Origin of the sequence: Lysinibacillus sp. PWR01 (assembly GCF_043359455.1) — a bacterium.
GTDB classification, from domain to species: domain Bacteria; phylum Bacillota; class Bacilli; order Bacillales_A; family Planococcaceae; genus Lysinibacillus; species Lysinibacillus fusiformis_F.
In genome coordinates this window covers 1-11,211 of sequence record NZ_JBHERJ010000026.1, presented here as the reverse complement: position 1 = coordinate 11,211, position 11,211 = coordinate 1, and the positions used below count along the sequence as shown (strand labels likewise).

The 11,211-nt window shown below is 38.8% G+C and carries 10 protein-coding genes; 3 read left to right on the top strand and 7 right to left on the bottom strand.

Annotated features, from left to right (window positions below; all coding sequences use genetic code 11):
- Positions 1–383 precede the first annotated feature (383 nt).
- The 5 genes from ACEVFT_RS03585 to ACEVFT_RS03565 form a co-directional block, all read right to left on the bottom strand.
- Positions 384–1,577 (bottom strand): MFS transporter, encoded by a 1,194-nt coding sequence (locus ACEVFT_RS03585; RefSeq protein ID WP_393948157.1) that lies wholly within the window; start codon positions 1,575–1,577, stop codon positions 384–386.
- A gap of 307 nt (positions 1,578–1,884) precedes the next feature.
- The gene (locus ACEVFT_RS03580) at positions 1,885–2,508 is read right to left on the bottom strand and encodes a histidine phosphatase family protein (protein ID WP_393948155.1); all 624 of its coding nucleotides are present in this window, start codon (positions 2,506–2,508) and stop codon (positions 1,885–1,887) included.
- 20 nt (positions 2,509–2,528) lie between these two features.
- Positions 2,529–2,867 (bottom strand): hypothetical protein, encoded by a 339-nt coding sequence (locus tag ACEVFT_RS03575; protein WP_342443600.1) that lies wholly within the window; start codon positions 2,865–2,867, stop codon positions 2,529–2,531.
- 211 nt (positions 2,868–3,078) lie between these two features.
- Positions 3,079–4,764 (bottom strand): methyl-accepting chemotaxis protein, encoded by a 1,686-nt coding sequence (locus tag ACEVFT_RS03570; RefSeq protein ID WP_393948153.1) that lies wholly within the window; start codon positions 4,762–4,764, stop codon positions 3,079–3,081.
- A 1,157-nt stretch (positions 4,765–5,921) separates the two neighbouring features.
- Entirely contained in the window at positions 5,922–6,356 is a 435-nt protein-coding gene (locus ACEVFT_RS03565; protein WP_393948151.1) for a hypothetical protein, read from the bottom strand.
- 160 nt (positions 6,357–6,516) lie between these two features.
- Here ACEVFT_RS03565 and ACEVFT_RS03560 point away from each other — a divergent pair, with 160 nt between their 5' ends.
- Both ACEVFT_RS03560 and ACEVFT_RS03555 read left to right on the top strand, forming a co-directional pair.
- The gene (locus tag ACEVFT_RS03560) at positions 6,517–6,996 is read left to right on the top strand and encodes a DUF6530 family protein (RefSeq protein WP_393948150.1); all 480 of its coding nucleotides are present in this window, start codon (positions 6,517–6,519) and stop codon (positions 6,994–6,996) included.
- 20 nt (positions 6,997–7,016) lie between these two features.
- Complete coding sequence (locus ACEVFT_RS03555; RefSeq protein ID WP_205443381.1) at positions 7,017–8,393, top strand: MATE family efflux transporter; 1,377 nt, start codon at positions 7,017–7,019, stop codon at positions 8,391–8,393.
- A 178-nt stretch (positions 8,394–8,571) separates the two neighbouring features.
- Here the strand turns inward: ACEVFT_RS03555 and ACEVFT_RS03550 are convergent, their stop codons facing one another.
- On the bottom strand, positions 8,572–9,063 hold the full coding sequence (locus ACEVFT_RS03550; RefSeq protein WP_393948149.1) for a hypothetical protein: 492 nt from the start codon (positions 9,061–9,063) through the stop codon (positions 8,572–8,574).
- A 25-nt stretch (positions 9,064–9,088) separates the two neighbouring features.
- Positions 9,089–9,883, bottom strand: coding sequence for a PhzF family phenazine biosynthesis protein (locus ACEVFT_RS03545; protein WP_205443379.1), 795 nt, complete (start codon positions 9,881–9,883; stop codon positions 9,089–9,091).
- 157 nt (positions 9,884–10,040) lie between these two features.
- Here ACEVFT_RS03545 and ACEVFT_RS03540 point away from each other — a divergent pair, with 157 nt between their 5' ends.
- On the top strand, positions 10,041–11,198 hold the full coding sequence (locus tag ACEVFT_RS03540; RefSeq protein WP_342443594.1) for a Ger(x)C family spore germination protein: 1,158 nt from the start codon (positions 10,041–10,043) through the stop codon (positions 11,196–11,198).
- The last annotated feature ends 13 nt before the right edge of the window (positions 11,199–11,211 follow it).

The following is an 11,211-nucleotide window of genomic DNA, read 5'->3' as shown; positions in this document are numbered from 1 at the left end:
AAAATGTTAACTTTTTTAGCAAAGGTTTTCAAATAAAGTGAAGGTCTTCACTACTCTTTATGAAGGGGTGTTGTCACTACACATTGAAAATAAGAGCCTATCTAATTATACAAATCATGGGCTATTTTGATCACTATGGCTAGTATGAAAGATAAGGAAAAGCCACTTTTGCAAAATGGGTGATTGGAGTGGAGCCAGCGTCACAGAGGAGACCTTGGAGCGAACGCTAGTGAGTGAAGCGGCTCATCGGACGCTCCCTAGACAGGACACTGGCGGAACGGAAATCAACCTCTCACCTTGCAAAATTGCTTTTTCTGCCGTTGACATCATCTTTTTGCAACAACATGAGTAGCCCCTACTTTGAAAGTAAGGGCTACGCTTTCTTACGTGAAAAACGTTCTATTTTTAATGGCGATGTAACTAACGAGCAGAAGCATACTGGCTGAAAGGAAAAAAACAACTCGTATCCCATACCATTCTGACAAGATGCCCATCGCTAATGATGAAAGGCCGAAAATCCCTGTCACAATGACATTTAGAGATGTATAAACAGTAGGTAATTTTTCCTTTGAGACACTTGTTTGAATGATGGTTTGCTGTGGAATGTTTTTTAATTGCCCACATAAGCCAATCAGCAGAGAACAGAGTAAAGCCATAAATGGTGTGATACTAACCGCAAAGAATAATGTAAAAATAGCGGATAACAGCGCGCCTACACTTATTAGTATAGCTTTTTTACGCGCAACAAATTGGGTCCATTTTAAACAAATCATACTGCCTATCATCATGCCAATAAAAAAAATGCCGTTGAGATAACCCCACCATTGAGAAGGAGCCTGCAATGCTTCTTCTACAAAAACGAGTAATATCGCTGCGACCCATACAGCTCCTGCCATCGATTCCAGTAAATCCATACGCGCAGCTACTTTTAGTACAGGCGTTTGGTGAATGGTTTGCCACCCTTCCATAATTAACGACCATTTCTTTGTCTGTGGACGTTCGATACGTGCTACATCTGGTAGAAGCTTTAATAGAAATGTTGCGATGAAAAAAAGGATGACAACACCCCAAATAAGCTGTGATGGCGTAAAGAGAAGAAGCAAGGAACTACCAACGAACCAAGAACCCACCTGAATGGATTGGATAACCGTTTCAGCCATACTATTTGCTCGTAACAAATCCTTTTCTTCTACATAATGAGGCAGCAAGGATTGACGAATGGGATTGGCACAACCATCCAAGAACGCAACCATCGCAATCAGCAAAAATACAAAGACAATCATCGGCTGATCGCCTGCCCATTGTACATACAAGGCGAGACCCAAAAGGACAGCGGTTTTAAAGCCTTGAGAAATGGTTATCAAATGATTCAACGAGATTTTCGTCGTCATAATAGGTGTCAGCAGACTGGAAATCAACATACAAGAAGTAATAATAAACGGTACGAAGGAAGTAGCAATAGCCGAATTGGTTAAACGATAAATTATACTAATCACGCTTACTATATAAAGAATATCGCCAATATCTGCTAAAGCTTGACCTGTCAATAAAAGTGAAAAAGATCGGTTTTTAAACACGTTTTATCCCCCAAAAATAAGATTTTAACTTTTCTTGCGGGGGATTTTTAAATTGGACGAACCTGCATGTCTGAACTCCTTTTTACGCCTAGTTGAAAAAACAATGGGGGACTTCATTTTTTCAATTTCTACGCGTGATTTTCATTGCTTTACCTTTTAATTTCAAGAAAATTCTAATGTATTTATTTTAGCATCACTTCCGCTGTGTTGCCAGAACACAAAAAGACCAGGCGCTCTCAAAAAATTTGAGTCCTGGTCTTTTTGTGAAAAGTGAAACCTACTAGTTTGCTTTAGTTTTTGTATTCTACTAGTACAGTAGTCGTGTCAGCTTGGCAAAGGTTACACATTTTTGAGGGAATTTAATTTCCTCCTTTATTCTTTGCACCGTTTTAAGCTGTACACCTTCAAAACTGAGTTGATAGATATCCGGCTTAGAGGTACTTTTCCAAAAATCATAGCCATAGTGGGCATCGAAATAATGGAAGATGATTGCCATTATATTGCCATGTGTTCCGATGGCGATTGTTTGACCTGCATATTTCTCTAATAAATGAATGATTTCAGGAATGGCACGATTTTGGACATCCCTGCTCGATTCACCACCGTCCAAACAGTAATCGAGGTCATGAAAGGATTTTTTTATCGCATCATCTATTTCTTCGGCTGGAAGTTGATAGGCTCCCTTTAACTGTTTTTCTCTTAAACCTTCAATTGTCTGTATCTCTAGCTTGTGAGCATCAGCCAATCCTTGGATTGTTTGGATAGCTCGTGTATAAGGACTTGAAACAATCACATCTATGTTAAATGAAAGGAGCGCTTTCGTTATTGCTCTCGCATCTTCCTCACCCTTTTTGGATAAGCCTCTTGTACGTTCCTGTCCAAAAATAAAGGGCGATTCTGCATGTCTAATCATAAGAATGGTTGTTTCCATTGCGATCCCCCTTAACGCTATTACGTATTTGCATTTCTCCTCGCAAAAGTGGAAGGCTTATAGAATACCTTGTAAGTATCGGCAAGCTCAGCTCTCACCCGTGCTGTTAGCTGCATTCCTTGCTGATTAAATCGTTCTTCCAATTCAACTCCATGCGGAAAAATGCCGTCATTCTTCCAGTCAATCCATTCTCCGTATTGTCGAATCCATATGTCTAGTTCGTGTTTTAATTGGTCTGATAGCGGGACATCCTCTATATTTAAATTACAATAGCAGCGATGACACCAAATCGGGTCTGCCCCTATATCCCCTTCTACTCTTAGCTGATCGGTCATTTTCGATGGACATGCACATTCCATATGTGAATCGGCTCCTTTTCACTAAATTAACATTTACAATAATACCCTTTTTCAGATTTTATTTCTATCAAAACTAGTGAATTAGAATATCCACGTAACATGAGGGGAGAAACAGTGCATTGGATTGATACAAGCTCTGAGAGACGAAATAAAAAAATGTATCCAATACTTAAACCAGGGCTTACCTTTATGATAAGTCCTGTTTTTTTGCTTAGTTGAGCTTAAATTGACCTACCTGATTATTTAATTCTTCCGCCATTTTTGCCAGTTGATTGGAGCTATTCGAAACTTCCTCCATCGCACTCGAAGTTTGCTGCATCGTTGCGGAGGTTTCTTCCACCCCTGCTGCAGATTCTTGAGATATCGCGGCAATTTCTTCGATGGCTTCATCAATTCTTACAGAGTTTTCTACTAGCTGATTTAAGTTTTGAGAGACGCTTGTAATGTTAGTGGCCATCTCTGTCACAGCACGGTCAATTTCGACAAATGTTTGATTCGTTAAAGAGATTTGTTCTGTCCCTTGTTGTACCTCTTCATAGCTGCGCTTTAAAGAGTTTGTGACATCATTGGTTTCCTCTACAATTTGCCCAACGATTTGCTCGATATCGATAACAGACAATGACACCTGCTCTGCCAATTTACGGACTTCTTCTGCCACCACAGCAAAGCCCTGACCTTGCACACCTGCCCGTGCTGCCTCAATCGCCGCATTGAGTGCCAATAAATTTGTTTGTTTTGCAATATCATTTATGACAACGACGAGCTTGGAAATATCCTGTGATTTATGATTTAAACCTTCTACTTTATCAACTGCGTCATGGACGATGGCATCAATTTTTGTCATTTGGTTGGTAGACGCTTCAATTAAATGCTGACCTGAATTCGTTAAAGAAAGCACATGATTGGAATTACTTTGTACATGCTGACCATTTTGACTCGCTTCATTCATTCGAATAACAAAATCACTCATCAAATTGGAGAGGTCACTCGTATTATTTGCCTGTGACTCTGTGCCCTCTGCAATATCGTTCATTGTCAGTGCTACTTGCTCGGTTCCTGATTTAATTTCGATGGACGATTGTAGTAGCTGTTCACTGTGTGCAGCAACCTCATTGGACACATCTTGAATTCGCTGAAGCATGTCCTTCATTTTCATATTCATGGTATTCGTTGAAACACTTAATTCGCCAATTTCATCTTTTGCTTTAATGGTCAGCATATCATGACTTAAATCACCCTCCGCAATCAGCTTCACTCGCTCTGAAATTTGCTTAACAGGTCTAGAAATCGACAAGGCAGAAGTGAGACCAGCTCCGATTGCTAATAATACAACGATACCAAATGCTACCATACTAATTGTATTCAGACGGTCATTATTCTTTATTAACGTTTGCCCTGCCTGACGAATCGACTCCTCGCGTGAGCTTGCCAGCGATTCAAAGCCTTCACGAACCGCCCCAATCTCATCCTCTTTACTAATTAGGTTTTTTACGGCTAATTCGGTATTGCCACCTTCATAGATTGGAAAGACATTTTCCTCCACATATTGACGCCATGCCTTTGCTCTTGCCGCAACCACCTCTAGTTCTTGTGATTCAAGTATTTGACGAGCTTTTTCTTCATTTTCTAAAGACAATTTTGTATATTCTTCATATGTATCTTTATATCCTTTTTCACCTGTTAATACATACCCTCTGGCAGCACCAATCCTCACTGAAATGGAGTTGGCTAAGTGCTGGTCGACAATGGACAATTCAAGCTCCCGATGCACCATATCTTCAATCTCTTTATTCATTTGTATATTTGAATAAATGATATACCCACTTTGTATCATAATCCCTATTAGAATGATGAAAAATCCGAATAAAATTTTTGTCCGTAATGATTTGAACTTCATAACGATCCCCCTCAAATTATTCAATAATAAACCTTAAAATGAAAATTTTTACACTCTCTAATCTAGTAATACCTTCCCTATGACTAAACAAGAGAATATGCCTTCATAGTTACTATGTATCAGTTAGGCGTTTTTATTATTTTTACATTCGATTTATGATTTCTTTACTTTTCCGCAAAAAAATATTATTTCAAATTTTATTATTCATAATTATTTCACCACCTTTTCCAATAACTAGGTACATACACATAATTTCTAGGAAATTTGAAATAAACATGCAGTATTTTTGTAAGGATTATTTTACTTCAAATTTCCTAAATTGGAAAGAGTGTAAATTAAATATTTTAATAGATGGATTTTTATACATTAATTTATTTAACAATGCGTTGCTTTACTTTATAAAAAGACAAAAAAACTAGGAATTGTTGGACAATACCTAGTTTGCATGTTGTTGAAAAAAGATCGTGTCACTAGCAGAAAAAGAACTTTTGGCAAGGTGAGGGGTTGATTTCCGTTCCGCCAGCGTCCTTTCCAGGGGGCGTCGGATGAGCCGCTTCACTCACTAGCGTTCGCTCCAGGGTCTCCTCTGTGACGCAAAATCCCCTTGGTGTGACGCTGGCTCCACTCCAATCAACCATGCTGCAAAGTGTCTTTACTTTTTTCATACTAGTATAGCAATCAAATAACCCATTATTTGTATTCTTAGAGGGGATAAACTCTTATTTTCAATGTGGAGAAGTGATGCGTGACAACACCCCTCCATAAAGAGTAGTGAACACCTACACTTTATTGGAGAACATTGCTAAAAGGGCAATATTTTTATGGGTTGGAGTTAAGTAATCTGCAACGGAAATTCATTTTCACCTTTCACAAAAATTCTATAGATGGTTTTGTTTTTCAACACTATGAAAATAGACATTGCTAAACAAACCTATTTGCTAACATCTATATAATTTGGGCTAGCGTCCAACTTATTAGAACGACACGAAGCTGGCCCTCTAACCACAAAGAAACACTTGCAACCATTATAATAAAACATAAAAGTGCGATAGCTTGTCAGTCTAACAATGTATAGAGAATCACTATTGCTATATAAGGAATAAACTAGTTCTTCAGCTTGACGTTTATCCATTTTACGCTCTTCGATAGGGTAAAACTTAACGCTTTTTACGTAAGCTCGTGAATAATATATAAATCACGATGAACAGAGCTATGATTCCTACTACTTTATAGAGATTTAGGGTGATGTTTGTTTGACGTTGATATGTATATTCCCCATCATTTATCGCTTTAAGGTATTGCCCTTTGTCCACTTGTACCGCAATAGCTATCTCCGTATCGATTCCCTTGATGGCAAAATACTTTGTCCCTTTAGGATAAGTATTTGAAAAATTCCCCTTATATTGTTCCATATCTGAATATTTTGTTACCGCTCCAATTTCATTGTCAATGGATGTCACTTTTTCTTCTGTCATTTTATAAATTTGACCATCCCACACTACAAAATGATAGACCCAGCTCGTCGCACCAGCGGTCATAGGTATAAATAATAGTATTACTATACTGCACAAACAAAGTCGTAGATAGCGCATGTACATCCCTCCTTTCCATCATCTCACCTATTAGACTTACCGTGGAAGAAAAAGTTGCACCTCGACTTTTTCAATTGACTTCTTTTTAAGTGAGTGCTAAATTTACTAAAGCAGTAATTTACTAAATTACTAAATTTGAAATGACAAGGAGTACGGATACATGAAAATTCCAACACATTTAAAACATAAACCTGTCATCGTGGCTGAAAATTATGCCAATATTGATGGGCGCACGGCTTATCAAACAGATGCCCAAGGGCTTTCACTTGGTCTGGCACAATGGAATGATCGAGGAAAGGTTGATATTTCTGCGAAGGTTTGGCGACATACAGGTGGCAAATGGTCTCGTCAATCAGAAGAACTACCCCTCCATCGCGTGCTTGATCTTGCTATTTTAGTGTGTGAAACAGAACTTTATTTTAAGGAGGCTTATCGTCACGAGCATTTATATGATGAAGAAAAACCTGTGATTAATCGTGTAGGCCTACAGGGTGATGCCATGACAGTGGAAGTTTGCACAGAAAATGAACAGATCAAAGAGGATATTCAGCTTTTTCAGCAAGCACTTAATAATGATGGTGAGCTAATTGGGGAACGCCTACGCACACTATCAAGAATCTTAAAAGAAATGGGTTATTAAAACTCAAGAGGAACTTAATTATGAATGAACAAATGTTACAGGATGATCGGCAGCTACGCAAAGCCTTTTTCAATTTCTTGATTCCCGTGATGCTAGCGAATGTGCTGCAATCCGTCGGCCAAGTATTTGCTATGTTTATCGTTGGACGCAATTTAGGGGTCGATGCCCTAGCAGCCATTTCCGCATTTTTCCCGTTTTTCTTCTTTTTAATGGCCTTTGCGATTGGCATTGGTTCAGGAAGCTCTATTTTAGTCGGGCAAACATTTGGGGCTGGTAATCATGCTAAAATGAAAGAGGTTGTTGGTGTAACACTTGCTTTTACAACCATTTTATCCATTGCTGTCGCGATTTTTGGTGGCTTTTTCATCGAATGGATTTTACGCTTTATGCAAACACCTGCGAATATTTTAGACATGAGTATTAGTTATGCCAAAATATTATTCTTCACGTTACCTATTATGTTTTGGTATTTGGTGTATACAACCTTTATGCGTGGAGTTGGTGATTCGAAAACACCATTCCTATTCTTAGTGATTAGTGTTGTGTTAAATATCGCCTTCCTACCACCTTTAGTATTCGGCTGGTTGGGGTTGCCTGCGTTTGGCTTAAATGGGGCTGCCTATGCTTCCGTGTTATCCAACCTCGTGACAATGATCCTGTTGTTAGCCTATTTGCATAAAACAAAGCATTTACTACGCTTTGATAAAACAATCCTACAGCATTTTAAATTAAAGAAAGATATTTTAACTTCCTTATTAAAGCTAGCCGTTCCATCCAGTATTAGCATGGTTGCCATTTCAGTGGCTGAAATTGCCGTTATTGGCTTTGTCAATGCCTATGGTTCAGATGCCACTGCCGCTTATGGCGTTGTCAATCAGGTAGCTAGTTATGCACAAGTCCCAGCAATGAGTATTGCCATTGCCACATCTGTCTTTGTAGCACAGGCGTTAGGGGCCAATTCTACGGAGATGATCAAAAAAATCCGTCAAATGGGTGTGCGAATTAATTATCTTCTAGGTGGCGCAATCATACTCATTATGTATCTGTTTGCAGAGCCTATTTTGGCTTTCTTTATCGATTCACATGAGACTGTGCAGATTGCCAAAAATTATTTATATTTCGCCTTTTGGAGCTATTTAATTTTTGGACACACACAAACCGTTTCTGCTACGATGCGTGCCACAGGTGTCGTATTATGGCCAACCATCTTCTTAGTCATTACGATTTGGGTGGTGCAGGTGCCATTAGCGTTCTTATTATCTCACCATACGTCACTAGAGTTAAACGGTGTTTGGTTAGCCTATCCGATCACCTTCTGCGTCCATTTCATTATGCAATATGCATACTTCAAGCTAGGCTGGCAAAAGCGAACATTAAAAGCCATGCTGAGCGAATAAATCGAGGAGGATATGCCACGTGTGCATATCCTCTTTTTATTATGGCAACAAAATAACCAGGTACTCAGAAATTGAGCCCTGGTCATTTTGTGAAAAGTGAATGTTACTACTATGCTTTAGTTTTTTGTATTCTACTAATAGAGTAGTCGTTTACCATTGAAAAAGGTTACAACAAATTTCAAATTTTTTTCTCGCTTTTTTCTGCTGGCAGCACGAACCATATGAAGGCGATAAAAATAGAAAAACTGATTAGCATGAAAAAGGTATTCACATTAAAATATTGATTGTTGACATGAATGGTTAGCCCTGAAGTGATGTCTAAAAGGTATTGTTGATCTGCATAACCATATCGCTCAATCAAGGCTATCTCAATCACTTTTCGGTAATTTGCTAGCGCCAATCTTTGATAAATAATACCTGCCAAAATATGAATAAACGTGAGGAATAAGCCAATCATTATAGCTCGTCTCCTTAGTCCGTACTGGCGGATAAGCCTCTGCCATAGCCAAACCATCACGAAAAATAGTGGGATTACCAGTATAAGTAACAATAGTGCAGGATTGCCATTACCAGAAGAAGAACCAGGGACTGCCGTCATTTGATTGATACCTATAAATAGGACGAAAACTAGTAAACTAATACAAAGTAAGAATAGTTTAATCACCTTCAATATACATCCTCCTACAAAACCGTATCTAGATGCTTAATTCTCCTTGCAATACTTGAACTGCTTCGCCTGCAATCGTAACCCTGTCGTGATGAGGTGTCACATAAATTACACCACCCCGTTTGGAAAGCTGCTGACTTACAAGCTGTTGTTTGGTTAATTTCTCCCCCCAATAAGGCCCTAGTGCACCATGACTAGACCCATTCACATGATCTTCGTCAATACCTTGTGCTGGAGAAAAGAAGCGTGACACGATATCAATGCCCTCTTCCTTCGACTGACTAGTTAGACATATCCCCCTAACAGGAAACTGCTTCATCGCAGAAAAATCTGGTTCAAAGTGTGCAATAAGGTCATCATTGCTTACTTCCACAATATAATCCAATTCGGTCCTCCCAACAAAGATGGGCTTACATCCTAACCAGTCCTCCAATGCGGAAGGACATACGATTGCTTCAATTTGATACTTTTTAATGGCGATTTCCACTCGTTCATGTTGCCACTTGGCATGTAAGGGACCACTAGCCGTATGAAATGTAATCGTGTGCTCCTTAGCCACTATTCCCTGCTGCCAAAGCACAAAAGCACTAGCAAGGGTGCCATGACCACAAATGGGTATTTCCATATGCGGTGTAAACCATCTGAGCGAAAAATCATCCTGTTTTTTTTCAATAAAGGCTGTTGTCGGAACAGGTATCTCCTGTGCAATTTTTTGCATGGTCTCCTCAGAAAGTTCTTCATCTAAGAGACATACTGCTGCGGGATTCCCTTTATACAGCTCTGTCGCAAATGTATTCATAAGACAATAAGCAATACGAGTCACAGTTCTCACCTCTTTTATCTGATCATACCTGAAACAAGTCTCATTGGATATCATTTCCCAAATCTTCTTTAAGCTGCAGGCTCTTTATAAAAAAGCCATCTTTTGTCTAAGCTAACACTATAAAATATAACTGTAGAGCTATTCGAGTGGAGAAACCATGAAAACCTATTTCAAATTGTTAATGATCATCGGATTGACAACCTTACTCGCTGGATGTTGGGATATTACGGAGCCACAAAGAATGTACTATATCAATGCAGTAGGTGTAGACTATGAAAACGACGAGTATATTGTCTATTTACAAGTGATTAATTTCGCCGATGTTGCGAAATCTGTACAGCCAAGTGCGAATGTGGCTCCTGCTGAAGTCGGGCGTGCCACAGGAAAAACAATAGAAGAAGCGATTTACAAATTGTATCGTTCCTCGGATCAGGAAATTTTTTGGGGGCATATGCGGTTTATTGTCTTTTCAGAGCGGGCTATGGAAAATGAACATATTATTCCAGTCATTGATACATTTATACGCTTTCGGGATACAAGGTATCAAATATGGGTGTATTGTACAAAAAATCCAGTCGATGAAATACTGCTTGTCACACCTATCTTAAGAAATTCTTTATCCTCATCAAAATTAAGTAACCCAATCAACCCAACAGAACAAGAAACATTTATCGAACCAAAAGACTTAAGAGATGTTGTCATCGGGTTAAATGAACCAAGTCATGAAGTAACAATTCCCTATGTGTCCATTAAAGACGATTGGCAAACCGATGAGGAGCAGGTGGAAGAAACCTATTTTTCAGGAGTTGGTGTTCTATCGAAAGATGGCTTTAAGGGGTTTGTGCAAGACAATGCTGCTCGCGGCAGTCAATGGATGCATAACTATACAAATCGAGGGGAGATTACCTTTCAATTAAACAACGATGACCAGGAAGAGCTAACGGTCAGTATTGAGAAAATACATGTCGATGTGAATCCACTTGTCAAACAAGAGGATGTTACATTTGAAGTCGAATTGAGAATCAATGCGACCATTAATGGTTTTAAAGGGAAAGTAACCGAAAAAGAGCTGGAAGAGCTTATTATTGCAGAGGTGAAAAAGGAAATTCATGAAACCTATAAAGAAGGCTTAAAATTAGATGTCGATATCTATCGTTTATCAGAATATCTCTATCGTGATAACGTCAAGGCTTGGAAAAAGTTCGAGAAAGATGGAAAAATTCCATTATCAGAGGATTCCATTAGTAAAATTCATGTGGAAGTAGCCAAAATCAATCCAGGACGAAAAACATTTACAGAAACCATTAGTAAATGACCAGATGCCCTCT

Excerpts from the sequence above, each read along its gene's own strand:
- ACEVFT_RS03540 (WP_342443594.1), top strand. The coding sequence starts at position 10,041 with ATGAAAACCTATTTCAAATTGTTAATGATCATCGGATTGACAACCTTA.
- ACEVFT_RS03570 (WP_393948153.1), bottom strand. The coding sequence starts at position 4,764 with ATGAAGTTCAAATCATTACGGACAAAAATTTTATTCGGATTTTTCATC.
- ACEVFT_RS03565 (WP_393948151.1), bottom strand. The coding sequence starts at position 6,356 with ATGCGCTATCTACGACTTTGTTTGTGCAGTATAGTAATACTATTATTT.
- ACEVFT_RS03555 (WP_205443381.1), top strand. The coding sequence starts at position 7,017 with ATGAATGAACAAATGTTACAGGATGATCGGCAGCTACGCAAAGCCTTT.
- ACEVFT_RS03560 (WP_393948150.1), top strand. The coding sequence starts at position 6,517 with ATGAAAATTCCAACACATTTAAAACATAAACCTGTCATCGTGGCTGAA.
- ACEVFT_RS03575 (WP_342443600.1), bottom strand. The coding sequence starts at position 2,867 with ATGGAATGTGCATGTCCATCGAAAATGACCGATCAGCTAAGAGTAGAA.
- ACEVFT_RS03580 (WP_393948155.1), bottom strand. The coding sequence starts at position 2,508 with ATGGAAACAACCATTCTTATGATTAGACATGCAGAATCGCCCTTTATT.